This window comes from Pseudarthrobacter sp. S6 (genome assembly GCF_050156575.1).
GTDB lineage: Bacteria > Actinomycetota > Actinomycetes > Actinomycetales > Micrococcaceae > Arthrobacter.
In genome coordinates this window covers 1,693,814-1,719,990 of record NZ_CP189581.1, presented here as the reverse complement: position 1 = coordinate 1,719,990, position 26,177 = coordinate 1,693,814, and the positions used below count along the sequence as shown (strand labels likewise).

The following is a 26,177-nucleotide window of genomic DNA, read 5'->3' as shown; positions in this document are numbered from 1 at the left end:
ATTCATGCTGAGTGACGGAGGATGTTACTCCGCGTCAGTGGACTACTCCGCTTCGGCAGCGCCCTCTGCGGCGGAAGCGTCAACGAGCTCGACGCCTTCTTCTTCAGCCACTACGGGGGACAGCGACAGCTTGCCACGGTCATCGATCTTGGTGATTTCCACCTGGATCTTCTGGCCGACGGAAACCACATCATCAACGTTGTCCACGCGCTTGCCGTTGGCCAGCTTGCGCAGCTCGGAGATGTGCAGCAGGCCGTCCTTGCCCGGGGTCAGCGAAATGAAGGCACCGAAGGTGGTGGTCTTAACGACCGTACCCAGGTAGCGCTCGCCTATTTCGGGGATCTGCGGGTTGGCAATGGCGTTGATCGCGGATCGTGCTGCGTCAGCAGACGGACCGTTCGTGGCGCCAATGTAGACCGTGCCGTCGTCTTCGATGGAGATGTCCGCGCCGGTGTCTTCCTGGATCTGGTTGATCATCTTGCCCTTGGGCCCAATGACCTCGCCGATCTTGTCAACCGGGATCTTGACCGCGATGACGCGCGGCGCGAACTCGGAGAGTTCATCCGGAGTGTCGATCGCGGAGTTCAGGACGTCCAGGATGTGAAGACGGGCTTCGCGGGCCTGCTTCAGTGCTGCTGCCAGCACGGAAGCGGGGATGCCGTCGAGCTTCGTGTCCAGCTGGATGGCCGTCACGAATTCGGCGGTACCGGCAACCTTGAAGTCCATGTCGCCGAAAGCATCTTCGGCGCCGAGGATATCGGTCAGGGCTGCGTAGCGGGTCTGGCCGTCAACCTGGTCGGAGACCAGGCCCATGGCGATACCAGCAACGGCTGCCTTCAGCGGCACACCTGCGTTGAGCAGGGACAGCGTCGAGGCGCAGACGGAACCCATCGACGTCGAACCGTTGGAGCTGAGAGCCTCAGACACCTGACGGATCGCGTAGGGGAATTCCTCGCGGGACGGAAGCACCGGCATGATGGCGCGCTCTGCGAGGGCGCCGTGGCCGATTTCGCGGCGCTTGGGTGAGCCCACGCGGCCGGTCTCACCGGTGGAGTACGGCGGGAAGTTGTAGTTGTGCATATAGCGCTTGCGCGTGACGGGCGACAGCGAATCAATCTGCTGTTCCATCTTGAGCATGTTCAGCGTGGTGACACCCATGATCTGGGTTTCGCCGCGCTCGAAGATTGCCGAGCCGTGCACGCGGGGCAGAACTTCAACCTCGGCGGTGAGCTGGCGGATGTCCGTCAGGCCACGTCCGTCAATGCGGATCTGGTCCGTGAGGATGCGCTGGCGCACAACGTGCTTGGTGACCGAGCGGAATGCTGCCGACAGCTCCTTGTCGCGGCCTTCGAACTGGCCGGCCAGGGAAGACGTGACTTCGTCCTTGAGTGAATCCGTTGCAGTATCGCGTTCCTGCTTGTCAGCGATCTGGAAGACAGCGGCCAGCTTCTCGGCGGCAGCGGACTCAACAGCGGCATAGACGTCATCCTGGTAGTCCAGGAAGACCGGGAACTCAACAGTGGGCTTGGCCGCGCGTGCGGCCAGGTCAGCCTGCGCCTCGCAGAGAGCCTTGATGAACGGCTTGGCAGCCTCGAGACCCTCGGAGACAACCTCTTCGGTGGGAGCGGTGGCGCCCTGTTCCTTGATGAGGTTCCAGGAGTTGTCGGTAGCTTCGGCTTCGACCATCATGATGGCGACGTCGTCACCGGCAACACGGCCGGCTACAACCATGTTGAACACGGAGTTCTCGAGCTGGGAGTGCTTGGGGAAGGCAACCCACTGCGAACCGTGCTCGTCAGCGACAAGGGCAACGCGGACGCCGCCGATCGGGCCGGAGAACGGCAGGCCGGAGAGCTGGGTGGACATGGAGGAGGCGTTGATGGCCACCACGTCGTAGAGCTCGTCAGGGTTGATGGCCAGGACGGTCACCACGATCTGGACCTCGTTGCGCAGGCCCTTGACGAAGGCCGGACGCAGCGGGCGGTCCATGAGGCGGCAGGCGAGGATGGCCTCGGTGGACGGGCGGCCTTCGCGGCGGAAGAACGAACCCGGGATACGGCCGGCGGCGTACATACGCTCTTCAACGTCAACCGTCAGCGGGAAGAAGTCGAAGCCTTCACGCGGGTGCTTGCCCGCGGTGGTGGCGGACAGCAGTGCGGTGTCTTCGTCGATGTACACCATGGCTGCGCCGGCTGCCTGCTTGGCAAGACGGCCGGTTTCAAAGCGGATTACACGCTTGCCAAAGCGGCCATTGTCAATGACTGCTTCTGAGAACTGGATTTCGGGACCCTCCAAGAGAGTCACCTCCGTTTCTTGTTTCACGGAGTCCAGCCGCATCAACCCAGTCCAGCATCTGTCTACTGGCCTGCACTGCACCCGGTCATCGATCGAGACCCACGGGCCGAGGGCTTCATTCTTCGAAGCCGTTCCCGGGGATCACTACCGAGGACCGCGAATGCGTGATGCGGTTGATCCTCCTGTTTAATTTTGTTCTGAAGAAGGCGGCCCTTTCCGTCGCGGAAGGGGCCGCCCCTTAAAGCTGACTAGCGGCGCAGGCCGAGACGCTCGATGAGCGCACGGTAGCGGGTGATGTCAGTGTTCTTGAGGTAGGTGAGCATACGCTTGCGACGACCAACCATGGCCAGCAGACCGCGCTGGGTGTGGTAATCGTGCTTGTGCACCTTCATGTGCTCAGTCAGATCCTTGATCCGCTGAGTCAGGACTGCAACCTGGACCTCCGGTGAACCGGTGTCGCCCTCGGACGTTGCGAAATCCTGGATGATGGACTGCTTTACAGCGGCTTCAAGTGCCACAATAACTCCTAGAGATGTGCCGTGAGGCCCGATTCAGTACTTCACTGCCGGGTCTGCCCGTGCGCAAATTCCCCGGAAACCAGGGGCTTTCCACACATGACAGGAACCAGCCGCCACGGACTGCAGCCGGAACCAACCCTTAGTTTACCGGCCCCGCCGCAATCTTGTCGAAACAGCCCGCGCCGTCGCCAAGCACCGTCACCAAATGCCGTCCCCAAAAACCGTCAGCCACAGGCAGCAGCTCAGCGGTGCAGCTGATCCCGAATGGCAGCCATCCCCCGGAACAGTTCAGCGAAGCTGGTGCTCAGGGGCGAAAGCCCCACGCGGATCCCGTGTGGTGCGCGGAAGTCCGGAATGACGTCCTGTTCCCACAGCGCAGCCGTCACGTTCCGGAACGCCGGATGGTCCAAGGTGATGTGGCTCCCGCGAAGCTCCGGATCGCGCGGCGATGCCAGCTCCACGCCCGTCGGCGCCAGCCAGGCCTCATACAGCTGCACGGCGTAGGCGGTGAGTTTCAGCGACTTCTCCCGGATGGCAGCCATGCCGGCCTCTTCGATGAGGTCAAGGGTCCCGCGCATGGCCAGCATTCCGAAGATGGCCGGCGTGCCGCTCAGGAAACTGCGGATGCCGGGCGCCGCCTCGTAGCCCGCTGCCATCTCGAACGCGTCCTTGCGTCCCATCCAGCCCCAGATCGGCTGCTGGAGTCCGGGCAGGTGCCGGCGGTTGACGTAGGCAAACGCCGGCGAGCCCGGTCCCCCGTTGAGGTACTTGTAGGTGCAGCCCGCAGCAAAATCCACATCCGCCCCGTCCAGGTCCAGCTCCACCGAGCCGGCGGAATGGCACAGATCCCAGACCACCAATGCCCCCGCGCTGTGCGCAGCTTCCGTAATACCCGGAAGGTCGGCCAGGAAGCCGGAGCGGTACGCCACGTGGCTTAAAAGTACGACGGCGGTGGCCGGGCCGGTTGCGTTCCGCACCTGTTCAACGGTGACCCCGGACGCTGGATCGGCTTCGATCCAGCGCAGGGTCAGGCCTTCCTCGCGGGCGATGCCCTCGACCAGGTAGCGGTCCGTGGGAAAATTGTCCGTGTCCAGGACGATCTCGGTGCGGGCCGCGTCAACAACGATGGCCAGCGCAGCACGGATCAGTTTGTAGAGCACCACCGTGGTGGAGTCGGCGATGACGGTCTGGCCTTCGGCTGCGCCGAGGACAGCGCGGCCCAGTTGATCGCCGATGGCCTCTGGCAGGTCCAGCCATTCCTCGTCCCACCCACGAATGAGCCTGCCGCCCCAGCCTTCCTCGATAAAGGTGCTGATGTCCCGCGGGGTCCTCTTCAGCGGCCGGCCCAGGGAATTGCCGTCGAGGTAGGAAAGGTCCGTGTCCGTCCCGATGAAGAGGCCGCGGTAGCGTGCCAACGGGTCAGCGGCGTCCAGTCGCACTGCCTGCTCTAGGAGGGTGGCGGCGTCGTGATTTTCCATCTTCGCGTCCATCGGGTTGCTCATTGGCCGATCTCCGTCCGTACCGCAAACAATTCAGGGAAGAAGGTGAGCTCAAGGGCCTTCTGCAGGAAGGCAGCGCCGCTTGATCCCCCGGTTCCTGTTTTCATCCCGATGGTCCGCTGGACAGTGCGGAGGTGCCGGAACCGCCAGAGCTGGAAATTATCTTCCAGGTCCACCAGTTCCTCGCAGGCCTCGTAGGCGCCCCAGTTAGCGGCGGCGTTTTCGTAGATGTGCTTGAACAGCGGTAACAGGTCGGGGCAGAACTCGTGGGCGCGGGTGACGTCCCGCTCCAGGATGGACTGCGGCACGTCGAAACCCTGCCGGGCCAGGTAGGCCAGGAACTCGTCGTAGATGCTGGGCGCGTTCAGCAGCTCCTCCAGCATGGCGTGCGCTTCCGGGTCCGATTCGAACACCGGCAGCATTTTGCGGTTCTTGTTGCCGAGGACAAACTCGACGGCCCGGTATTGGCTGGACTGGAAGCCGGAGGAGTTGCCCAGGAAACCGCGGAACTGGGAGTACTCCGTGGGCGTCAGCGTGGCCAGCACGGACCACTGCTCCGTCAGGGTTTTCTGAATGTGCTTGACCCGGGCGATGCCCTTAAGCGCGGAGCCGAGATTATCTGCTCGCAGCCAGGCCGCAGCGCTGCGGAGCTCATGCAGGACCAGCTTCAGCCACAGCTCGGTGGTCTGGTGCTGGATGATGAACAGCAGCTCGTCGTGGTGCTCGGGTGTGCTGACCGGCTGCTGTGCACTGAGCAGGGTAGGCAGCTGAAGATAGGACGCGTAGCTCATCCGGGAACTGAAATCGCGGACAATGCCTTTGTCCAGTTTGCGGGTGTTCTTCTCGACGGCCACGGTGCTGCCTCTCTGGCTGTTCGTTGCGGGTGGGACCCGGTCAGCGCCGCACCAGGAGATCGTGGGCCTGAATAACATCCAGACGCATCTGGTCAACAAGCGCCTCCGGCCCACGGTATGCCACCATGCCGCGGAGCCGCGCCACAAATTCGACCACTACTGTCTGGCCGTACAGATCGAAGTCCTCCACGGCCTCGTGCGGACGGTCGATCACATGGGCTTCGACCTGGCGGCTGACGCCGTCGAACGTGGGATTGGACCCCACCGAGATGGCCGCCGGCCAGCGCGTGCCGGCCTGGTCCACCAGCCAGCCGGCGTAGATTCCGTCGGCTGGGATGAACCCGCTGGCCTGGTGGGCAAGGTTGGCAGTGGGGAACCCGAGCACACGGCCGCGAGCGGCACCGTGGACGACCTCGCCGCGCATCCGGTGTGGTCGTCCCAGCACCGCGGCTGCGGTGGCGACGTCACCCTCCGCCAATGCTTCGCGCACCCAGGTGGAGGAACAACGGCGGTCCGTGCCGCCGTCGTTATGCAGCGGGTAACCTTCCGAACCGAACTCACTGATGACCTGGACGTCGAAGTCGAACTTTTCGCCCAACTGCTTCATGGTGTCCAGGTCACCGGAGTTGCCGCGGCCGAACCGGGAATCGTGACCGATCACCACATGGCTGGCGTGCAGGCTGTCCACCAGGACCTGGCTGACAAATTCCTCAGGGGTAAGGCTGGCCAGGTTCAGCGAGTACTTCATCACCAAAATGGCATCCAGGCCCAGCTCCCCCAATGCCACGAGTTTGTCCTGCAGGCCCATGATCATTTCGGGCGCGGACTCCGGGCGGTGGATCAGGGCCGGGTGCGGGTCAAAGGTGACAGCGACGGCTTTGGTCTTGTTGAGCCGCGCCGAGCGGATAAGCTCCGAGAGCACCTGCTGATGCCCGCGATGCACGCCGTCGAAGTTGCCAAAAGTGACAACGGAGGGACCAAAGTCCGCCGGGACCTCGGCCGGATCGTTCCAGATGTAGACCATCACCCTCGCCTTTTACTGCCTAAAAACTGACATCTCTCCGAACGCACCGGCGCCGGAACTCTCTAAGATTACCCGCATTCAAGATGGCTTCCGCACGCCGCCAGGCCAACGGGCCGGCACTCGCGGACTTACCCGAAGGCTTACCGGTAGCCGCCGATCGCTGGTGCGGTGCAGCGCTGGTGCGGGATTACTGCCGGCGCGGCCGGCGCCGGTAAAGCCACACCAGTCCAAGGATCGGCAGCAGCAGCGGAATGAACGCGTACCCCCGGCCAAAAAGGGACCAGACGGTCTCATGCGGGAACGCCACCGAATCGACGACACTCAACGCCCCCACCACCAGCACACCGACAAGTTCCACCAGGACGGCGGCCAGGGAGATCCTGAACCAAGTGCGGCCGGGCTTGGCCAGGGACACGGTTGCCACCACGTAGACCAGCGCCGCGAAGGCGGACAGCAGGTATGCAAACGGAGCCTCGGAGAACTTCGTCAGGATCTGGTAGCCGGCGCGTGCGGTAGCCGAAATGGCAAACACTGCATAGACGGCGATAAGCAGACGCCCGGGGCCGGTGTTCCGGGTGTCCTTGCCGCCGGCCTTGGCATCTGCCTTGGCACGGGATGCTTCCGAACGAGGTGCTTTCACGTTGCGTGCTTCTTCCATTTCAGTACCAGATCTGGTTCATGCGGGCGGCCATCACCAAGGCCGTGACACCGACGGCGGCGAGGACGAAGTTGCTCCAGCGGGTCCGTTCCAGGATGGACCAGTATACGGCCGCCGGCGGCAGGAGCATCGCAGTGGCCAGGTATCCCCAGAATTCCCAGGCTTCGCCGGCAATCGGTTCGCCCGCGATAACCCTCACAATCGAGCCCACCAGGTAAACCAGCAGTGCCAGCTCGACGGCAGCAACAGAGAGGATGGTGAAATCGTTGGGGGCCTTTTTGAGGATGCCGGCACCGAGGCAGATCCCGCTGGAGAGCAGGCCGACCACCAAGATGATGTAGAAGTAGGCGTCCATGCCTAGGCATCCCCGCCCGCTGCTTTTCCGGGCGCACCATTGCCCGGCGCGAACACCAGGACCGGTTTGGCAAAGTTTCCGGAGTCCGCCAGCAGCGCTACGAGGGTGCCGTCGGGCGCGAACGCCGCCGCTGGGTGCTCAGTGGTGGCGGCCGCGGGATCGCCCGCTTCTGCCCCGGCTGCGATCCGGCGTCCGAAGGAAATTTCGGTGGTCTCCTCTGCCGTGAGTTCACGGTTGGGCATCAGCGCCCGGGCAGCCTGGGACATTTCCAGGACATTAAGCTCCTCGGCCAGCTGTTCCAGCGTCCGGGCCTGGCCCAGAGAGTACGGGCCAACGTTGGTCCGGCGGAGGGCGGTCAAGTGGCCGCCCACTCCCAGCCCGTCGCCAAGGTCGCGGGCGAGGGCCCGGATGTAAGTGCCGGAAGAGCATTCCACAGTGACATCAATGTCCACAACGTCGCCGCCGGATTCCCGGTTGATGCCGTGAACTTCGAAGCGGTGGATAGTGACCGGGCGCGCCGCGAGCTTTACCTCTTCACCCGAGCGGACCCGGGCGTAGGCACGTTCACCGTTGACCTTGATAGCGCTGACGCTGCTGGGCACCTGCTGGATTTGACCCGTGAGGGCGGCGACGCCGTCGTGGATTGCTTCGTCGGCGACGGCGGCTGCACTGGCGGCGGCAATCACGTCACCTTCGGCGTCGTCCGTGATGGTGGACTGGCCCAGCCTGATGGTTGCCGTGTACGTCTTGGACGTGCCCACGATATAGGTCAGGAGCCGGGTGGCCTTGTTGATGCCGACCACCAGGACGCCGGTAGCCATGGGATCGAGGGTGCCGGCATGCCCCACTTTCCGGGTTCCGGCGAGACGCCGCATCCGACCAACCACATCATGGCTGGTCCATCCCTGCGGTTTGTCCACTATCACCAGTCCAGAAAGCACGCTTCCTAGTATATCGGCGCTGACCACCACCCCTGCCCACAAGCCCTGCACCCAACCCAGCCCCCAACTCCGGCGGCTAGGATGGCATCCATGCCTGAGATTGCGGCGCACGCGCGCGACGTCCCCGTCAACCAGATCCGGGAAATCACCGAGGCTGCCTGGCATACCCCCGGGGCCATCGTCTTGAGCATCGGCGAACCGGCCTTCGCGCTCCCCCGCCACATCCTGGAATCCGGCATGGCGTGCCTCGACCGGGACGAGACCAACTACACGCCCAACGCCGGCATCCCGGCCCTCCGTGAAGCATTCGCCGCCAGGTTCCGCGAACGAGCCGGACTCGATATCAGCCTCGGAGCGGAGCGTGTCTACGTGGTGGACGGCGCGCAGCAGGGCCTGCACTTCGCCATGAGCCTCCTGCTCTCCCCCGGCGACGAGATCCTGATCCCCAACCCCGGCTACCCTACATTCGCCATGACCAGCCGGCTCCTGAATGCCGTACCCGTGGGTTACCCGCTGTATCCCGAGCATGACTTCCAGCCGCGGATCCATGACATTGAGTCGCTCATCACGGACCGGACCCGGGTGCTCATCCTGAACTCCCCGTCCAACCCGCTGGGCGCCGTCCTCGGCGGGGACCTGACCCGCCAGCTGGTGGACCTTGCCCGCAAGTATGATCTTTGGATCATTTCCGACGAATGCTACGAGGCCTTCACCTACGACGTCCCCCACGTCAGCCCGGCCTGCTTCGACAGCGACGTCCCCGGCGAAGCGCGGGTATTCACGTCACTGACTCTCTCCAAGACGTACGGCCTGACCGGGCTGAGGATCGGTGCCCTGGTCTGTCCGCCGGGGCTGGAACAGAAGATGAACAACGTGATGGAGGCGATTGTCTCCTGCGTTGCCTCCCCGTCGCAGTATGCGGCGCTGGCGGCGCTGACAGGTCCGCAGGATTACGTCCGTCACGCCCATGACCACTACCGGGCCAACCGGGACGCTGCCTCAGCCGTGCTGGACGCCAAAAGAATCCCGTACCTAAGCGCCCAGGGAGCCTTCTATCTTTGGGCCGACGTCTCCCATGTCAGCGACGGGGATGTCCGGAGCTGGACCCGACGGTTCCTCTCCGATTCCGGCGTCGCGTTCGCGCCAGGAACCGCGTTTGGCTCGATTGGCGAAGGCTGGGTACGGATCGCGCTGTGTGGTGCCCGCGAGGATCTGGTCAATGGCGTCGGCAGGCTGCCGGATCGCCAGGACTCCTGACCCCGCACTGGTCAGTAGTCTTTGCGTTTCGTATTGCGGCGCCAGGCAAGAAACGGAGCGTCCGACGTCGGAATGGCGGCTTGGGCGACCGGCAGCAGTTCCGGACGTGTGCCGTTGAAATACTCGTAGAACACGGCGTCGTCAAAACCGGCAGCGGCTGCACCATGGCGGTCGGCCGCAAAATAAACTCGATCGATCCGCGCCCACAAAGCGGCGGACAGGCAGAGCGGGCACGGCTCGCAGCTGGCGTATAGCACGGCGCCGCTCAAGTCGAACGTGGCGCCTGCGGCTGCCGCAGCGCGGATTGCCACCACTTCGGCATGCGCGGTGGGGTCGTTGTCCCGGGTGACCCGGTTGATGCCTTCATGGACCCGGCCATCCGCAGTCACCACCAGCGCACCAAACGGCCCGCCGCCGTCAGAGACGTTGCGGACAGCCAGGTCAATAGCCTGTTCCAGGTAGCGGGTGGCCTCGTGGTTCTCGCTCTCCTGCGTCATAACTAGATCCTAGCCATGACCCAGGATTTCCGGTTCAAAATAGGGGGCTCACAAAGGGAAATTTCCGTCGACGCCGTCCGCCCGGAGGACTAGCCTGGCGCCCGGGGGCTGTTAATTCCATATCCACTTTGGTCTCATTGCCCAGCCCCGTCCGGGGGGGTGGCGAAAGCTACTCATCGCCAGAGCCGAAGATCCTGGCCGAAGGGCTGATGACTCCTTTGAGCCCCACCGGCATCGCAGTGTCCGACAGCGGGGATGTCTACGCAGCCTCGCTGTTCGGCAACGAGATTGTGAAGATCGATGCCTGGACCCGTGAGGCTTCACAGTTCCTGGCTGTGGACGGTCCTGCGGCCGTCGAACTGATAGGGAAACCCATGTACGCCACGGCCGGCTTCAGCTTCGGGCAACCGACTGGAACCGTGCTGAAGGCCTACATCAGGTAGATCCTGCCGGGCCCGGTCCGGCAGACAAAAGAAGGCCCGGACCGCAGTTCAGTTGCGGGTCCGGGCCATCTCCTGGTGTCAGTTACTTATGAGCGTCTTCGTCGAGATCTTCGTCGTCGGTGAGGTCAATGTCCTCTTCGTCGAAGTCGTCCTCGTCGATCTCCACATCGGCGGGAACGTCGCTCTTGTACGGATCGGCGTCGCCGGCGTGCTTGGCGTTTTCGGCCAGGGCAGCCACCTCGGCGTCACGCTTCTTGGCGGCCCGGAGCAGTTCCTCCAGGTTCGAGGCAACGACGGGGATCTGGTCCGCGACGAATTCCAGCGTCGGTGTCAGGCGGACCGTCACGTTACGCCCCACCTCCTGGCGGAGCACACCCTTGGCCTTCTCCAGGCCCTTGGCAGCATCAGCCTGGATCGCCTGGTCGCCGAAAACGGTGTAGTAGATCGTGGCATGCTGCAGATCATTGGTCACCCGGGCATCGGTAACAGTGATGCCCTCCAGCCGAGGATCCTTAACCTTCCGGCCCAAAGCCTCAGCAACAACAACCTTAATCCGCTGCGCCAATTTGGCAGCCCGTGCGGGATCAGCCATTTCCACTCCTAAAAATTTTGGATGTACGACGGCGGCCACTTGGGCGACTGTCGCACTCATCTTGGATTCATTGCCACGCACTAACGGCGAGTTCACGACGGACCCGCGTTGGGTTTTTCCGGCGGCCTGGGAGTGGCATCGGGCCTGCCGAAGCTGGGCGGCAAGGGATCGCAGATCCCATGCCGCCCAGCGTAGGGGCGGGGCCGCCGGGAAAACCCAACGGCCCCGCACCTGTAACGCTAAGACAACCTAGACGCGCGGCTTTTCGCGCATCTCGAAGGTCTCGATGATGTCGCCCTCGGTGATGTCGTTGAACGAACCAAGGCCAATACCACACTCGAAGTCCGTGCGGACCTCAGTGGCGTCGTCCTTGAAGCGCTTGAGCGTCTCAACGGTGAGGTTGTCACCGATGGTCTTGCCGTCGCGGCTGATGCGGGCCTTCGTGTTGCGTCGGATGATGCCCGAGCGAACGATGGAACCGGCGATGTTTCCGAACTTGGAAGAGCGGAAGACTTCGCGGACCTCGGCGGTGCCCAGCTGGACCTCTTCGTACTCCGGCTTGAGCATGCCCTTGAGGGCCATCTCGATGTCATCAATTGCTGCGTAGATGACGGAGTAGAAGCGCATGTCCACGCCTTCGCGGTCTGCAAGTTCGGCAACCCGCTCGGCAGGCTTGACGTTGAAGCCGATGATAACAGCGCTGTCGACCGTTGCCAGGTTGACGTCGTTCTGCGTGATAGCACCAACGCCGCGGTGGATGACGCGCAGCTGCACGCCTTCGCCGACGTCGATCTTGAGCAGTGCATCTTCGAGGGCTTCCACGGCACCGGACACGTCACCCTTGAGGATGAGGTTGAGGGTGTCGATCTTGCCGTCGGCCACGGCCTGATCGAAGTCTTCCAGGCTGATGCGCTTGCGGCGCTTGGCCAGGGCGGCGTTGCGGTCGGCTGCTTCACGCTTCTCGGCGATCTGGCGGGCGGTGCGCTCGTCAGCGGTCACAAAGAAGGTGTCGCCGGCGCGCGGCACGTTGGACAGACCCAGCACCTGCACGGGGCGGGACGGGCCGGCCTCGGTCAGGACACTGCCGTCGTCGTCGAACATGGCGCGGACGCGGCCGTGGGCCGTACCGGCCACGATCGTGTCACCGACACGCAAGGTGCCGGACTGCACCAGGACGGTTGCCACGGAACCGCGGCCCTTGTCCAGGTTGGCTTCGATCGCGATACCGCGGGCGTCCTTGTTCGGGTTGGCGCGCATGTCCAGGGCAGCGTCCGCGGTGAGCAGGACAGCCTCGAGCAGCTCGTCAATGTTGAGGTCCTGGCGGGCAGAGACCTCCACGAACATGGTGTCGCCACCGTATTCTTCGGGAACCAGACCGTACTCGGTCAGCTGGCCGCGGACCTTCTCCGGGTTGGCGCCTTCCTTGTCGATCTTGTTCACAGCCACCACGATCGGCACATTTGCTGCCTGCGCGTGGTTGAGAGCCTCAACGGTCTGCGGCATTACGCCGTCGTCCGCTGCGACCACCAGGATGGCGATGTCGGTGACCTTCGCACCACGGGCACGCATGGCGGTGAACGCCTCGTGGCCCGGAGTATCGATGAAGGTGATCTTACGATCGATGTCTTCGTGGGTGTGCGTGACCTGGTAAGCACCGATGTGCTGCGTGATGCCGCCGTGCTCGCCCGCCATAACGTCGGACTTGCGGATGGCATCGAGCAGACGGGTTTTACCGTGGTCAACGTGGCCCATGACGGTGACCACTGGAGGACGTGCCTCGAGGTCGTCGTCGCCTTCGGCTTCGAGCTCTGCTTCGAAGTCGATGTCGAAGCCGGAGAGCAGCTCCCGCTCTTCGTCCTCCGGCGACACAACCTGGAGCTTGTAGCCAAGCTCCTCGCCGAGCAGCGCGAAGGTCTCTTCATCCAGCGACTGCGTGGCCGTGGCCATTTCACCGAGGTGGAAGAGGACCGTCACCAGTGCTGCGGGGTTTGCCTCGATCTTGTCGGCGAAGTCCGTGATGGACGAGCCACGGCGAAGCCGGACTACGGTGTTGCCGTCGCCGCGGGGTACGCTCACGCCACCCAGCGACGGAGCACTCATCTGTTCGAGTTCCTGGCGCTTGGCACGCTTCGACTTGCGCTGCTTGCCACGGCCTGCGCCGCCCTTACCGAAGGCACCCTGGGTGCCACCGCGACCGCGGCCACCCTTGCCGAAGCCGCCGCCGGCCGGAGCGCCGCCACCGGTTCCCGGAGCTCCACCGGTACCCGGAGCGCCACCTGGACGTCCGGGACCGCGTGCGCCGCCGCCGGGACGTCCTGCACCAGCAGGTGCGGGACGCTCGGTGCGGTTGGGCATCATCCCCGGCGTGGGCCGGTTTCCACCGGCACCCGCGGGCCGGGGTGCACCCGGGCGGGGTCCACCCGAGCCAGCAGCCGGACGGGGGCCACCTGCACCGGCTGCGGGACGCGGACCACCCGGACGGGGGCCGCCGGCACCGGCTGCGGGGCGCGGACCACCCGGACGGTCGCCGTCCGGACGGCCACCCGCGCGGGGCATGCCCTGCGAAGGAGCGAACGGGTTGTTACCCGGACGTGGAGCACGCTCGCCGTCGCCTCCGCGGCCGCGGGGCATGCCCTGGGACGTGGCGAACGGGTTGTTGCCCGGACGGGGACCGCCGGGACGCGGTGCGGAGCCGCCCTGCGAACCACCCTGCGCTGATCCGCCGGAGCGGGTCGGCGCGGCCGGGGCTTCAGCCTTCGGTGCCGGACGGGCACCGGGCTTGGCGCCGGTGGACGGTGCACTTGCAGCCGGAGCAGCCGGGGCTGAAGGGGCCGCAGAAACGGGAGCGGGTGCAGCCGGAGCCGCAGCAGCTGGTGCTGCGGGGGCTGAGGGAGCTGCGGGGCCCGGAGCAGGTGCTACGGGTCGTGTGTCGGCCGACGGGGCAGGCCCCTTGGGCGCGGCTGCCGGAGCTGCGGTCTTAGCAGCTGCGTCGGGGTAGGCGTTGCGGAGCTTCCGCACCACCGGGGCCTCAATGGTTGAAGAGGCAGAGCGAACGAATTCGCCCAGTTCCTGCAGTTTGGTTACTGCATCTTTGGAAGTAATACCGAGCTCTTTAGCAAGCTCATGTACGCGGACCTTGGCCACATTTCTCCTGTCTCGGTCCGCACCGAGCCAGGCACGAACCGTCTACTTCTTAATGCGGGCCCCAGCCGCGGTTGCAACTACAGGGCCCCTTGCAGAGCGCAACAAAGTTGTCATCGTTGCGCACTCATCGCTGGGAACTCATCGGGTTTCCATCAGTTTTCTGACCCGCTTTCAGGTTGGACGGTTTTTGCTGCAGCTACCAGGGGTACCTGCAACGGGCCGGCGTCCTGCTTGCCTGCCATGATCCGGCGTTCGACGGCGGTGGACCCGGTTGCGCCGTTGAGGGCCCTTCCGAATGCTCGCCGCTTGACCGCCAGGGCCAGGCACGCTTCGCTGGGGTGCAGCCATGCACCCCTGCCAGCCATCCGGCGTCGTTCGTCTACCAGCACTGCGGTGGAACCGCTGCCTTCGGCGACGAGCCGGAGTAACTCAGACCGCGGTGCCTTTTTCCGGCATCCGATGCAGGTACGCTGCGGTTGATCCTCGGTGTGAAGCACTTCTGCCACGGTGAGTATCTTCCTGACGTTCATAACTGCCGGCCCCGGGGCCCCAACCGCATTGGCGGAACGGGAATACTCAGGGCACACGAATACCGGCCGTTAGGCGCGGTCATGTCTAGTCTAGCCCCTCAGGGCAGTTCTGCCCGAAACCAGGGCATCGGCCGACGGTATCCGCCGTTGGCCGTTGCCCGGAGCGGTTTCAGCTTTCGCGCGCCGGGGCAGCGTCGGAGACGATATCGATTCGCCAGCCCGTAAGCTTGGCCGCCAGCCGGGCGTTCTGGCCCTCTTTGCCGATGGCCAGCGAGAGCTGGTAGTCCGGGACCACCACACGCGCGGAGCGGGTGGCCTCGTCCACGATGGTGACCGAATTCACACGCGATGGGGAAAGTGCACTGGCAATAAACGTTGCCGGATCCTCGCTGAAGTCGACGATGTCGATTTTTTCGTCGTTCAGTTCCGTCATTACGGCGCGGACGCGGGAACCCATTTCACCGATGCAGGCGCCCTTGGCGTTGATGCCCTGGGTGTTGGCCTTGACCGCGATCTTGGTGCGGTGGCCGGCCTCACGGGCCAGGGCCACGATCTCCACGGAGCGGTCCGCGATCTCCGGGACCTCCAGTTCGAAGAGCTTCCGGACGAGTCCCGGGTGCGAACGGGACAGAGTGACGGACGGGCCTTTGGTGCCGCGATGGACATCGATAACGATGGCGCGGAGCCGGTTGCCGTGGATGTACTTCTCCCCCGGCACCTGTTCGGGCGGCGGCAGCAAGGCCTCCACCGAACCCAGGTTGACCTGGATCATGTGCGGGTTGTTGCCCTGCTGGATCAGGCCAGCCACAAGTTCGCCCTCGCGGCCCTTGAACTCACCCAGTATTGCGTCGTCCTCAACGTCGCGCAGTCGTTGCAGGATGATCTGCCGTGCGGTGCTCGCTGCAATACGGCCGAAACCGGTAGGAGTGTCCTCGAACTCGCCGATGGGGTCACCGTCGTCGTCGATCTCCACGGCCCAGATGGTCACGTGGCCGCTCTTGCGGTCCAACTCGGCCCGGGCCTTCTCGAAGGCGCCGGGCGATTTGTGGTATGCCACCAGGAGCGCCTGCTCGATGGTGGGGATCAGGAGGTCCAGCGGAATTTCGCGCTCACGCTCCAGTAGTCTCAGCGCGCTCATGTCAATATCCATCAGGCCTCCTCAGAAGGTCCATTGTGCTCAGGTTCCAGACCAGCTTCTTCAAGGTGGCTGAATTCGATCTCGACTTTTCCGTTACGGATCCTGTCGAAAGGAAGAATCTGGGAATCGCCCTGCTTGGGCTTCATGCCCTTCTTGACGGCGATCTCCGGGATGATGGTGACGCCGGAATCATCCACTGACTGGACCCTGCCGGTGACATTTTCGCCCTGGATAACGTTAACCTTGACCATCCGGCCCCGGGCACGGTGCCAGTGCCGGACTTCGGTGAGGGGACGCGCGACTCCCGGGGAGGAAACCTCGAGGTCGTAGGGGCGCCCGTCGTCCGCTGGATCATTATCCAGGACATCGGAGAGGATCCTGGAGATGTCCGCAATGACATCAAGGTTCACGCCGCCGGTTTCCTCCTGCGGCAGGTCAACCACCACGTGAACCACGCGGTGCGAACCCGCCATGATGGATACGTCCTCGAGGTACAGGCGGTTGGCCTGCACCGCCGGTTCCAGCAGCGCCCGGAGCCTGATGGCTTCGGGATTGTTGGCGGGCGCAGCAACAGCGGTACCCGTTCCGGTAGCGTCTGATGAAGTCGTGGCTTCTGCATTACTCACGATGCCGGCCGCCTTCCAATAGATGATGTTATGACTACTAGCGTAACGATTTTCCGGCCGCAGTGGTGCACGAAGATCCGCATCGGGCGTGAGAACATGGTCTGTTGTGAAGGACGACACGCAGGAAACCGGCCGCCGCAGGCGCTATTTCCGGTACGCCGTTTTTGGGCTGGCCACCCTCCTGGTGGTGAGCCTGGGATTGGTACTCATCCCCCGCGAACCTTCCCCGCCTGCGGCGCCGCCGTTTTCCGAGCAGGCCAGGGCATCTGCGTTCGCGGATTCCCTGTCCCTGCGGGTCGCGGGCCAGGACCTGGAAGGCGCTGCCGGCGCCACCGCGCCGACCCCCCTAGCGGCTGCCCTGGCACGCGTTGTGACTTTGCTGACTGTCCAGGCACAGGCGCTGATGCTGCCGGCTGTTGCTTCCGGGAATCGCGCCCCGACCGACCCTGCCACGGCGTCGGCGCTGGCCAGCGTCACGCCGTGGTCCACCGCGGACTTCGCCGCTGCCCTCCAGGCAAGCGGGGCTCAGCGGCTCCAGGACGCCGAAACGGCCGACGGCGGCATGGCCCGCCTTCTCGCCGGCACCGGCACTGCCCAGCTTCTGGCCGCGGAGGAGCTGGCCTCGGCGGCCGGGATCGCATTGGCACCGCTTCCAGTTGCCGGACCGTCCCCCCTGGCATCACCGGCGGCCCCCACGCCTGCTACGGCTACAGCCGCCGCCAGCTGTCCCAGCGAAGCGGCGGTCGCCGACGCAAGCACTGGGGCGGACCTCGGCCCGGCGCTTGCCTCTGCCGTTGCCGGCGAGCTGGAACTGGTCTACGCGTACCAGGCCGCGCTGACCCGGCTTAACTCCGGGTCAGCTGCTCCGGCGTCGAATTTCCTGGCCCAACACGTCACCCTCCGAAACGAAGCAGACGCCATGGGTAGGTCCCACTGCGCCGCCGTACCCCTGAGGCAGCCCGGTTATGCCCTGAGCCAGGTGTTCCTGGCAGACCCTGCAGCCGGGCTGGGAACACTGGAGTCGGGGCTACTGCCTGTGCTCGGCGACCTGGTGGCCCTCAGCGAGGGGCGCGATCGTGAATGGGCGCTCTCTGCACTTCAGTCGGCGGCCCGGCGGACCGCCCATTGGGGCGCATCGCCGGGTCCGGTTCCCGGCATGGTCCTGGAAGAAGCTCTCCTGCCTCCGCTGCCGGAGCCTGTATCAACCCCGGGACCTTCCACAACCAGCGCCCAGGGCAATTCGTAGCCAAGGCCCTGCACTGGCTTGCCGCGGGCACTAATGCTTTGCTGGAGGCATGGACAGTGCCGGCGCCCCCGCCCTTCACGAGAATGAGCCACATCAGAACGACGTCGCGCAGCGCCTGAATTGGCTGCGCGCCGGCGTGCTGGGTGCCAATGACGGCATCGTCTCGGTCGCCGCAATCGTGGTGGGCGTCGCCGGTGTCACCACACAATCCGGCCCGATCCTTGTCGCCGGCACTGCAGGCCTGGTGGGTGGTGCAGTTTCCATGGCCTTGGGCGAATACGTGTCCGTCAGCAGCCAGAAGGACAGCCAGCAGGCCCTGATCGAAAAGGAACGCCTGGAGCTGCAGGACCAGCCGGAGGAAGAGCTGGAGGAACTCACTGCGATCTACCAGGGAAAGGGACTGAGCCTGGACACAGCAAGGGAAGTGGCGCGGGAGCTGACAGCCCACGACGCGCTGGGCGCGCACCTGTCCGCCGAACTGAACATCGACGAGACAGACATCGTCAGTCCGTGGCACGCCGCCATTGCCTCCGCCGTCGCATTTCTCATCGGCGCCATCCTTCCGATGCTCGCTATCCTCTTACCTCCGGAGAACATCAGGGTTCCCCTGACCTTCGTGGCCGTACTCGTGGCACTCGCGGCCACCGGAGCGTTGGGCGCCTGGATCGGCGGCAGCTCTAAAGTGCGGGCCGCCGCCAGGGTAGTGGCGGGCGGGGCTTTGGCCTTGGCTGCCACGTTCTCCATCGGTAACATGCTCGGCGCAAGCGGCGTCCTATGAGCGTCCGGATTGGCGTGCAGATCCCGCCGGCCCTCACCATGCGTTACAGCCACAGCAGTGCGGGACGGGCCTGGCTCTCCTCCCTCCCGGGACTCGTGCAGGGCCGGCTGGAACATTGGGAACTGGCTGTTGACCTGGCAGCCGGCGCCCTCCCGTGGCATGGCCACGGCGGCGTGGTGGTCCCTGTCCGCCGGACGGATGGGACTCCGGCGGCGCTCAAGATCGCCTTTCCCCACGATGAGGCACGGATGGAACGCCATGCGCTGGCCCTGTGGGGAGGCTCCGGCGCCGTCCAGCTGTTAAGATCCGACGCCGGAACCTGCGCCATGCTCCTTGAGCGGCTGGATGCGGACTCCTCACTCCAGACCCTTCCGCTGGACGATGCGGCGGCTGCCTGGGGCAGCACCATGCGGCAGTTGGGCCTGGTGCCGGACGGACGGCCGCAGTGGCAGGAATTCGACCACATCGCGGGGCGCGCCGAACAATGGAGCGATGACCTCCCCGCCGACTGGGAACAGCAGGGCCGACCGTTCCCGCGCTGGCTCCTGGAGGCGGCCCTGGAGGTCTGCCAGACCCGCGGTGCCGTGGGCCGACGCTCGGGCCGCGATGTCCTGGTCCATACGGACCTGCATTTCCTGAACATCCTGGCCCGGCCTCTGGCCAACAGTGGAGCGCAGAACGGGCAGGTTTTCGTAGCAATCGACCCGCAACCCATGATTGGCGAACCGGAATTCGCGGTGGCACCGCTGCTGTGGAATCGTCTCGGCGACCTGCCCCGGAGCGATCCGGCAGGAGGGTTGAGGCGGCGCTGCCAGGACTTCAGCGCCGCGGCCGGACTCGATGCCGAGGCTTCCCGCCAATGGGCCGTGGCGCGCGAAGTGGAGAACGCCCTCTGCTACGCGGCCATGCCGCGCCACCAAGGCGATCTGACCCGGTCCCTCTGGGTGGCCAGTACCCTTGCGGGGCGGACCCTCGACGGCCTTCCCTCGGCGCACGCTCTGCCTGAGCCGGGCCACGGCGACAGCTGAGCATCGGGTGGTTCCCGATGGAACGGTGCCTCAAGTTGATCAGCCGGCAGCCCGCACAGCCGCCAAAGCGGAGCTGACTGCCTCGACGGCAGTGCCGACGTCGTCCGCATCAGTGGTCCAGTTGCTGACCGAGACGCGCAGGACATCCCTGCCCTGCCAGCGTGAACCGGACATCCAGACCTTGCCGTCCTCGATCACCCGGGCTGTCACGGCTCGCGTGGTGGCGTCGTCCCCGAAGGCGAGCGAAACCTGGGTGTAGTCCACCGTGTTGAGCACCTCGACTCCGTCCACGTCGGCCAGGCGGCTACCGATCGTCCGAGCGGCGTCGGCGAGCCCACGGACCTGGGCTGCAACGCCGTCCCGCCCCAGGGAGCGGAGGGCGGCCCACACCGGCACCCCGCGGCCGCGGCGGGACAGCTCCGGCGCTTTCTCGAAGGGATCGCCTGGGCCTTCGACGTCGTGGATCAGGTAGCTGGTGTGCTGCAGTCCCATGGCGCTGCGCAGCGCTGCTGAATCCCTGACGATGGCAATACCGCAGTCGTACGGGACGTTGAGCGTCTTATGGGCGTCGGTCCCCCACGAATCGGCCAGGGCCATGCCGCGGGTGAGCTCCGCGAATTCAGGCACGGCGGCGGCCCACAGTCCGAACGCTCCGTCCACGTGGACCCAGGCACCGTGCCGCCGGGCAACCTCGATGGCGGCATCGAAGGGGTCGAAGGCTCCGGAGTGGAGGTTGCCGGCCTGGAGGCAAATCAGCGCGGGCCCGGACCCTTCCGCCAGCAGCCGGTCCAGGTCTGCGGCGACCAGCCTGCCTTGGGCATCAGCGGGGATCGCGGTGGGCCGGCCGAGCCCGAGGTACCGCAGGCCCAGGTCAATCGTCTCGTGGCGCTCCTGGCCCACAAAGCACCTGATCCGCGGGGCGCCTGCCAGGCCATCGACGTCCAGGTCCCAGCCGGCATCGGCCAGCAACCGCCACCGCGCAGCGGCCAGCCCGGTGAAGTTGGCCATGGTGGCACCCGTGGTGAAGCCGACATCCGATTCCGCCGGGAGGCCCAGGAGGTCCAGCAGCCAGTGGCCGGCCCCCTCTTCGATGGCGGCTATGGCAGGCGTGGCGTAGCGCAGGCCGGAGTTCTGGTCCCAGGCGCTGACCAGCCAGTCCGCGGCCAGGGCAGCAGGCAGCGTCCCGCCGATCACCCAGCCAAAAAAGCGCCCCGAGGGCATGGCCATCAGCCCCGGCTCGGCTTTGTCCGCCAGGTACTCAACCACAGCTGCGGCAGGCATGCCCTGCTCGGGAAGTGGGCCGCCGAAGTCGGCCGCGAGATCGTGGGCGCTTTGGGCAGGACCGACGTGCCTGTCCGGCAGGCTCGCCAGCCACTCGGCGGCGCGGCGTGCCGCCGCTGACAATGCTTCCGAATAGGATTCCCCGCCTGCGGACATACCTGCATGGTACGCCCGGCCGGCGACTGCGAGGGCTTTGGCAACCCTGTCAGGCGAAGTTTTCCAGCCAGACATCGATGCCGAGTTTGATGATCAGGGCGCCTACCACCAGCAGGAATACAACACGGATGAAGCGGCTTCCCTGCTTCACCGCGGTCCGTGCGCCCAGGTAGCCGCCGGCCATGTTGGCCAGGCCCAGCACCAGGCCAACACCCCACAGGATTGACCCGTGGGGCAGGAAGAAGAACAGGGCGCCTGCGTTGGTGGCCATGTTCACGATCTTGGCTTTGGCGCTGGCCTCCAGGAAGGCATAGCCCATCGCCGAAACGAGCGCGATGATGAGGAAGGAACCGGTGCCCGGACCGATCAGGCCGTCATAGAAGCCGATAACGGCCCCGATCAGGCAGGCCACCACGTAGTGCGCGCGGCCATCGTGCCTCAGCACGGTGATGTCGCCGACGTTGGGCTTCAGCGCCGTAAAAAGCGCGACGACGACCAGCGCCACCACGATGATCGGTTTGAAGACACTCGCAGGCAGGGTGGCGGCCAGAACTGCCCCGGCGAAGCTGCCGGCAAGGGCGATCAGCGCCATGGGCACGGCTGTCCGAAGGTCCGGTTTCACCCGCCTGTAGTACGTCACCGCGCTCGTGGTGGTGCCAAAAATAGACCCCATCTTGTTGGTGGCCAGGGCCTGGACCGGCGTGATTCCCGGTACCAGTAGCATGGCCGGCAGCTGCAGCAGGCCCCCGCCGCCCACCACCGCGTCTACCCAGCCGGCCGCAAATCCAGCCACCACAATCAAGATGATCGTGGTGAGTTGGATCGACTCGAAACCGGAAATCACCGCCGCAGGTCAGCTGCGGACGGCGGTGACCACATAGTCAACAGCCTTGTCCACGGCTACGTTCTCGGCTTCGCCGCTGCGGCGGTCCTTGACTTCCACAACGCCGTCCACCAGGCCGCGGCCGACGGCCAGGATAGTGGGGACGCCGACGAGTTCCGCGTCGCCGAACTTTACGCCCGGGGAGACCTTGGGCCGGTCGTCATAGATGACGTCCAGGCCGGCGGCCTCGAGTTCCAGGGCCAGCTTCTCGGCGGCGGCAAAGATCTCCTCGCCGCGGCCGACGGCCACCACGTGGACATCTGCCGGGGCGACGGCGCGGGGCCAGATCAGGCCCTTCTCATCGTGGTTTGACTCGGCGAGGGCGGCGACGGCGCGGGTGACACCAACACCGTAGGAACCCATGGTCACCACGACCTGCTTGCCGTTCTGGTCCAGGACCTTCAGGTCCAGGGCCGCGGCGTACTTGCGGCCAAGCTGGAATATGTGGCCCATTTCGATGCCGCGGGCGGTTTCGAGCGGACCGGAGCCGTCCGGAGCCTCGTCACCGGCGCGCACGTCGGTGCACTCGATGACGCCGTCCCAACCAAAGTCGCGGCCTGCGACGAGACCGAAGACGTGCTTGCCGGCATCATTGGCGCCGGTGACCCAGGCGGAGCCGCTGACGACGCGGGGGTCCACGAGATAGAGCATCTTTGCGGCGCCCTCGGTGCCCAGCAGCGGCGCGTCCAGGGACATGCCGGGGCCGAGATAGCCCTTCACGATCAGGGGCTGCTTCTTGAGGTCGTCGTCGTTGGCGGCTTCGAGCGTGATCTCGCCGGCAAGCGGCAAGAAGGACCCGATGTTCGCTTCGACGCGCTTGAGATCAACGCCGCGGTCGCCGGGGAGGCCGATGACGACGAGCTGGCGCTCCCCGGTGGGCAGTGTGACGGCGAGGACGACGTTCTTGAGCGTGTCAGCGGCGGTCCAGGCGCCGCCGTCGGCCTCTGCCCGCGGAGCGAGGACGTTGGCGGCGTCCACGAGCGTGTCGATCGTGGGGGTGTCCGGGGTGTCCCGGACCTCGGCGACGGGGGCGCCGGTGAAGTCGATGTCCGGGGGAACCACAGTGGTGACGGCTTCAACGTTGGCCGCGTACCCTCCGGCGGAGCGCACAAAAGTGTCCTCACCGATCTCGGTGGGGTGCAGGAATTCCTCGCTCTTTGACCCGCCCATCGCTCCGGCGGTGGCCGCAACGGGAACAACCTCCAGGCCCAGACGCTCAAAAATCCTGAGGTAGGCGACGCGGTGTGCGGCGTAACTGGCGTCCAGGCCGGCGTCGTCCACGTCGAAGGAGTAGGAGTCCTTCATGATGAATTCGCGGCCGCGGATCAAGCCCGCCCGGGGGCGTGCTTCGTCGCGGTATTTGTTCTGGATCTGGTAAATGCTCAGCGGCAGGTCCTTGTAGGACGAGTACAGGTCCTTGACCAGCAGGGCGAACATTTCCTCATGCGTGGGTGCCAGCAGGTAGTCGTTGCCCTTACGGTCCTTGAGCCTGAAGATGCCTTCGCCGTATTCCGTCCAGCGGTTGGTGGCCTCGTAGGGTTCCTTGGGCAGCAGTGCCGGGAAGTGGACTTCCTGGGCGCCGATAGCTGACATTTCCTCGCGGATGACCTGTTCCACTTTGCGCAGCACGCTGAGCCCCAGTGGCAGCCAGGTGTAGATACCCGGCGCGGCCCGGCGGATATAGCCTGCCCGGATCAGGAGCCGGTGGCTGGCCACCTCGGCGTCGGCGGGATCTTCACGCAAGGTGCGCAGGAAAAGCTGGGACATTCTTGTGACCAAGGGTGGGCATCCGTTTCTGGGAATAGCTGCTGGAAAGCAGGACGGGGCAATTCTTCTGGGTACTAATCTACCGGCAATCCAAGCCCCTTCTGGCGGCGGAACCTGAGCCGGACCAGAGCCAGGCGCGGAGCCGGATGCGGGGCTGTGCTGAGGGCCGGGCGGGCGGAACGCACTGGAGCCACGCCCGGCGTGCAAAGCCCCTGGCCGTAAACGGCTGGTCATTACATGCGGACGTGGCTCCATGGCCGTTGACGCCTGGGTACTGGTGAGGACTGGTGAGACCGCCCACCCACTCCAGCGCAGCTAGGTCGAACCTATGTGATAGCCGACACATGCACAAGGGTTTTTTCCATTCGAAGTTGTTGACGGCGACCTTCGGCAGGTCTAGGTTTAATTCATCACCTGGTGAATTAAGCGAGGACTCCCAGCATTTCGGAGGGCACACATGTCCCATTCAGCAGCAGCGGCCCCGGCCAGCCCCGAGCCTGAGGTGGCCGTCGCCGCCAGCTCCCTGCACGTCACAAGGGGAAATGTTTCCGTCCTGCGCGGCCTGGACTTTTCCATCCACACGGGCCAGATCACCGGGCTGTTGGGCCCGTCCGGCAGCGGCAAGACCACCCTCATGCGGGCCGTCATGGGCGTCCAACTACTCACCTCCGGCTCAGTAAAAGTACTGGGGCTGCCCGCCGGGCACCCTGACCTGCGGCACCGGGTGGGCTACGTGACCCAGTCCCCCAGCGTGTATCCGGACCTCACCGTCGAAGCCAACGTCCGCTACTTCGGCGCTATGCACCGCAAGGGCCGCGCCGAAGCCGCGGAGGCGATCGCCGCCGTCGGGCTTGACCCGCAGACCAGGCAGAAAACCGGCGACCTCTCCGGCGGTCAGCTGAGCCGCGTGTCACTGGCCTGCGCCCTGGTGGCTCGTCCCAGCCTGCTCGTCCTGGATGAACCCACCGTCGGCCTTGACCCGGTGCTCCGTGCGGACCTGTGGGACCGGTTCCGAACCATGGCCGAGTCCGGGACCACACTCCTGGTTTCCAGCCATGTGATGGAGGAAGCCAGCCATTGCGGATCGCTGCTCCTGCTCCGGGAAGGGAAGCTCCTGGCGCAGCTGACGCCAGCGGAATTGAGTCAACGCGGGCACAGCGCCGATCTGGAGAAAGCCTTTCTGCACATCATCCAGGACACCGCCGAGGGCCGGTCCACCGAAGGGACGGTACGGTCATGAACGTGTTGATGCTGTTGGCCACCACCCGGCGCGTCCTGGACCAACTCCGGCACGACCACCGAAGCATCGCGCTGATCCTGGTGGTTCCAGCGCTGCTGCTAACCGCCGTGTACTTTCTCTACGAAAATGAAACACTGGCGCCAGGCGCGCCCAGGACTTTTGACCGCGTAGGCCTGATGATGCTGGCGATCTTCCCGTTTGTGGTGATGTTCCTGGTCACGTCCATCACGATGCTGCGCGAACGCACCTCCGGGACCCTGGAACGGCTGCTGACCACTCCCATCCACAAGGCGGACCTGCTTTTCGGCTACGGGCTCGCATTTTCCATCATGGCCGCGCTGCAGTCGCTGGCGGCTACCGCCGTGGCTTACTGGATTTTCGGGCTCGACATCCAAGGCAGCCCGGGTCTGGTGGTCATGATTGCCGTGATAAATGCGGTTCTTGGCGTCGCCCTGGGGCTGCTCTGTTCGGCCTTCGCCCGCACAGAATTCCAGGCCGTGCAGTTTATGCCGGTGGTGGTGGTCCCGCAGATTCTGCTCTGTGGCCTCTTTGTGGCCCGCGAGAGGATGAACGAGGCCCTGGAGGCTGTGTCGAACGTCCTGCCCCTGACCTTTTCGGTGGATGCGCTCCAGGAGATTGCCACCAACACCGAGGCCACAGACCAGCTGTGGATGGACGCCGGCATCATGGTGGCCATTGTCCTGGCGGTTCTGGTCCTCGCGTCGTTGACCCTGCGGCGGCGGACTTCGTGAATGGACAGCAGTATCCGGCGGGCGGCTTAGATCCTGCGGGCGCCGCGGAGTCCGCAGGCAGCCCGGCTGGTCCGGTCCGGCGGGGCAGACGCGGCGGGGCAAGCGAGTCGAGGGACCAGATCCTGGACACCGCCCGGAGGCTGTTCGCCGAACACGGTTTCGAGGGGACCAGCCTGCGCCAGATCGCCCGGGAATCCGGAGTGGACCCCGCCATGGTGCACCACTTCTTCAAAGGCAAGGACCAGCTTTTTGCGCTGAGCGTGGCACTGCCGGCCGACCCGGAGAAGGTCTTGGCGGGCGTCAACGGCTACTCGCCGGAGGACCGGGCCGAGGCGATTGTGCGTGCGGTGCTGCGCTTGTGGGAGAGCCCGGCCCAGCACAGCCTGGTGGCCTTCCTCCGGGGAACCATCGGTTCGAAGGCGAAGACCCTGCTGCTGCGGGAACTGGTACAGCGCACCATCCTCAGCCGGATCATGGCGGGAGTCCCCGGACCGCCCGCAGAAGTGGCCATGCGCGGAAGTCTCGTGGCCACGCAGATGGTGGGCGTGATGCTGGTCCGGTATGTCATTCGGCTGGAACCGCTCGCGTCCGCTTCCCCCGAGGACGTTGTCCGGCTCGTGGCGCCTAACATCCAGCACTACCTGACGGGTGACCTGAAAGCTGGGGGGTGACCTA

25 protein-coding genes are annotated in these 26,177 nt (G+C 65.2%); 8 read left to right on the top strand and 17 right to left on the bottom strand.

Features of this window, described 5'->3' with window-relative positions; genetic code table 11:
* Positions 1-42: 42 nt before the first annotated feature.
* From ACQCS0_RS08360 to truB, 8 genes are all read right to left on the bottom strand, one after another.
* Positions 43-2,295 (bottom strand): polyribonucleotide nucleotidyltransferase, encoded by a 2,253-nt coding sequence (locus ACQCS0_RS08360; RefSeq protein WP_354156097.1) that lies wholly within the window; start codon positions 2,293-2,295, stop codon positions 43-45.
* Between the two features lie 248 nt (positions 2,296-2,543).
* On the bottom strand, positions 2,544-2,813 hold the full coding sequence (rpsO, locus tag ACQCS0_RS08355) for a 30S ribosomal protein S15 (protein WP_104063120.1): 270 nt from the start codon (positions 2,811-2,813) through the stop codon (positions 2,544-2,546).
* 242 nt (positions 2,814-3,055) lie between these two features.
* A complete protein-coding gene (gene kynU, locus ACQCS0_RS08350) occupies positions 3,056-4,303 on the bottom strand; it encodes a kynureninase (RefSeq protein WP_426939542.1) in 1,248 nt (415 codons plus the stop codon).
* An 8-nt stretch (positions 4,304-4,311) separates the two neighbouring features.
* Entirely contained in the window at positions 4,312-5,166 is an 855-nt protein-coding gene (gene kynA, locus ACQCS0_RS08345) for a tryptophan 2,3-dioxygenase (RefSeq protein WP_354156076.1), read from the bottom strand.
* A gap of 40 nt (positions 5,167-5,206) precedes the next feature.
* Entirely contained in the window at positions 5,207-6,190 is a 984-nt protein-coding gene (locus ACQCS0_RS08340; protein WP_354156075.1) for a bifunctional riboflavin kinase/FAD synthetase, read from the bottom strand.
* Positions 6,191-6,377: 187 nt separating this feature from the next.
* Entirely contained in the window at positions 6,378-6,848 is a 471-nt protein-coding gene (locus ACQCS0_RS08335; protein ID WP_354156074.1) for a hypothetical protein, read from the bottom strand.
* A gap of 1 nt (position 6,849) precedes the next feature.
* A complete protein-coding gene (locus ACQCS0_RS08330; RefSeq protein ID WP_185263109.1) occupies positions 6,850-7,203 on the bottom strand; it encodes a hypothetical protein in 354 nt (117 codons plus the stop codon).
* 2 nt (positions 7,204-7,205) lie between these two features.
* Positions 7,206-8,144, bottom strand: coding sequence for a tRNA pseudouridine(55) synthase TruB (gene truB, locus ACQCS0_RS08325; protein WP_354156073.1), 939 nt, complete (start codon positions 8,142-8,144; stop codon positions 7,206-7,208).
* A 90-nt stretch (positions 8,145-8,234) separates the two neighbouring features.
* Here truB and ACQCS0_RS08320 point away from each other — a divergent pair, with 90 nt between their 5' ends.
* The gene (locus ACQCS0_RS08320; protein ID WP_354156072.1) at positions 8,235-9,401 is read left to right on the top strand and encodes a pyridoxal phosphate-dependent aminotransferase; all 1,167 of its coding nucleotides are present in this window, start codon (positions 8,235-8,237) and stop codon (positions 9,399-9,401) included.
* An 11-nt stretch (positions 9,402-9,412) separates the two neighbouring features.
* On the opposite strand, the gene ACQCS0_RS08315 is transcribed toward ACQCS0_RS08320, so the two are convergent.
* Entirely contained in the window at positions 9,413-9,898 is a 486-nt protein-coding gene (locus ACQCS0_RS08315) for a nucleoside deaminase (RefSeq protein ID WP_354156071.1), read from the bottom strand.
* A 209-nt stretch (positions 9,899-10,107) separates the two neighbouring features.
* On the opposite strand from ACQCS0_RS08315, the gene ACQCS0_RS08310 reads away from it, so the two are divergent.
* On the top strand, positions 10,108-10,341 hold the full coding sequence (locus tag ACQCS0_RS08310) for a hypothetical protein (RefSeq protein ID WP_354156070.1): 234 nt from the start codon (positions 10,108-10,110) through the stop codon (positions 10,339-10,341).
* A gap of 82 nt (positions 10,342-10,423) precedes the next feature.
* Here the strand turns inward: ACQCS0_RS08310 and rbfA are convergent, their stop codons facing one another.
* The 5 genes from rbfA to rimP form a co-directional block, all read right to left on the bottom strand.
* A complete protein-coding gene (gene rbfA / locus ACQCS0_RS08305; protein WP_354156069.1) occupies positions 10,424-10,933 on the bottom strand; it encodes a 30S ribosome-binding factor RbfA in 510 nt (169 codons plus the stop codon).
* A gap of 249 nt (positions 10,934-11,182) precedes the next feature.
* Positions 11,183-14,077, bottom strand: a complete 2,895-nt coding sequence (gene infB, locus ACQCS0_RS08300; protein WP_354156068.1) for a translation initiation factor IF-2 — start codon at positions 14,075-14,077, stop codon at positions 11,183-11,185.
* A 152-nt stretch (positions 14,078-14,229) separates the two neighbouring features.
* Complete coding sequence (locus ACQCS0_RS08295; RefSeq protein ID WP_141139999.1) at positions 14,230-14,607, bottom strand: YlxR family protein; 378 nt, start codon at positions 14,605-14,607, stop codon at positions 14,230-14,232.
* A gap of 169 nt (positions 14,608-14,776) precedes the next feature.
* Positions 14,777-15,757 carry a transcription termination factor NusA gene (gene nusA, locus ACQCS0_RS08290; protein WP_354156067.1) on the bottom strand — a complete coding sequence of 327 codons (981 nt, stop codon included), beginning with the start codon at positions 15,755-15,757 and terminating at the stop codon, positions 14,777-14,779.
* Positions 15,757-16,371 carry a ribosome maturation factor RimP gene (rimP, locus tag ACQCS0_RS08285; protein ID WP_354156066.1) on the bottom strand — a complete coding sequence of 205 codons (615 nt, stop codon included), beginning with the start codon at positions 16,369-16,371 and terminating at the stop codon, positions 15,757-15,759. Before rimP ends, nusA begins: the two co-directional genes overlap by 1 nt.
* 106 nt (positions 16,372-16,477) lie before the next feature.
* On the opposite strand from rimP, the gene ACQCS0_RS08280 reads away from it, so the two are divergent.
* The 3 genes from ACQCS0_RS08280 to ACQCS0_RS08270 are packed head-to-tail and all read left to right on the top strand — an operon-like array spanning position 16,478 to position 19,423.
* On the top strand, positions 16,478-17,617 hold the full coding sequence (locus ACQCS0_RS08280; protein WP_354156065.1) for a DUF4439 domain-containing protein: 1,140 nt from the start codon (positions 16,478-16,480) through the stop codon (positions 17,615-17,617).
* A gap of 49 nt (positions 17,618-17,666) precedes the next feature.
* A complete protein-coding gene (locus tag ACQCS0_RS08275) occupies positions 17,667-18,395 on the top strand; it encodes a VIT family protein (protein WP_354156064.1) in 729 nt (242 codons plus the stop codon).
* On the top strand, positions 18,392-19,423 hold the full coding sequence (locus ACQCS0_RS08270) for an aminoglycoside phosphotransferase family protein (protein ID WP_354156063.1): 1,032 nt from the start codon (positions 18,392-18,394) through the stop codon (positions 19,421-19,423). The genes ACQCS0_RS08275 and ACQCS0_RS08270 overlap by 4 nt, the downstream gene beginning before the upstream one ends.
* A 39-nt stretch (positions 19,424-19,462) precedes the next feature.
* Here the strand turns inward: ACQCS0_RS08270 and ACQCS0_RS08265 are convergent, their stop codons facing one another.
* From ACQCS0_RS08265 to ACQCS0_RS08255, 3 genes are read right to left on the bottom strand one after another with little or no spacing between them, the layout of a single operon-like run.
* Positions 19,463-20,860, bottom strand: coding sequence for a pyridoxal-dependent decarboxylase (locus tag ACQCS0_RS08265; protein ID WP_354156062.1), 1,398 nt, complete (start codon positions 20,858-20,860; stop codon positions 19,463-19,465).
* Between the two features lie 49 nt (positions 20,861-20,909).
* A complete protein-coding gene (locus ACQCS0_RS08260; RefSeq protein ID WP_354156061.1) occupies positions 20,910-21,704 on the bottom strand; it encodes a TSUP family transporter in 795 nt (264 codons plus the stop codon).
* Between the two features lie 9 nt (positions 21,705-21,713).
* On the bottom strand, positions 21,714-23,522 hold the full coding sequence (locus ACQCS0_RS08255; RefSeq protein WP_354156060.1) for a proline--tRNA ligase: 1,809 nt from the start codon (positions 23,520-23,522) through the stop codon (positions 21,714-21,716).
* A 445-nt stretch (positions 23,523-23,967) separates the two neighbouring features.
* Here ACQCS0_RS08255 and ACQCS0_RS08250 point away from each other — a divergent pair, with 445 nt between their 5' ends.
* The 3 genes from ACQCS0_RS08250 to ACQCS0_RS08240 all read left to right on the top strand — a co-directional run bounded on the left by ACQCS0_RS08250 (position 23,968) and on the right by ACQCS0_RS08240 (position 26,173).
* Positions 23,968-24,750: an ABC transporter ATP-binding protein gene (locus tag ACQCS0_RS08250; protein ID WP_354156059.1), complete on the top strand. Its 783-nt coding sequence runs from the start codon at positions 23,968-23,970 to the stop codon at positions 24,748-24,750.
* An 8-nt stretch (positions 24,751-24,758) separates the two neighbouring features.
* Positions 24,759-25,502, top strand: coding sequence for an ABC transporter permease (locus ACQCS0_RS08245; protein ID WP_354156096.1), 744 nt, complete (start codon positions 24,759-24,761; stop codon positions 25,500-25,502).
* A gap of 119 nt (positions 25,503-25,621) precedes the next feature.
* Positions 25,622-26,173, top strand: coding sequence for a TetR family transcriptional regulator (locus ACQCS0_RS08240; protein ID WP_354156095.1), 552 nt, complete (start codon positions 25,622-25,624; stop codon positions 26,171-26,173).
* Positions 26,174-26,177 lie beyond the last annotated feature (4 nt).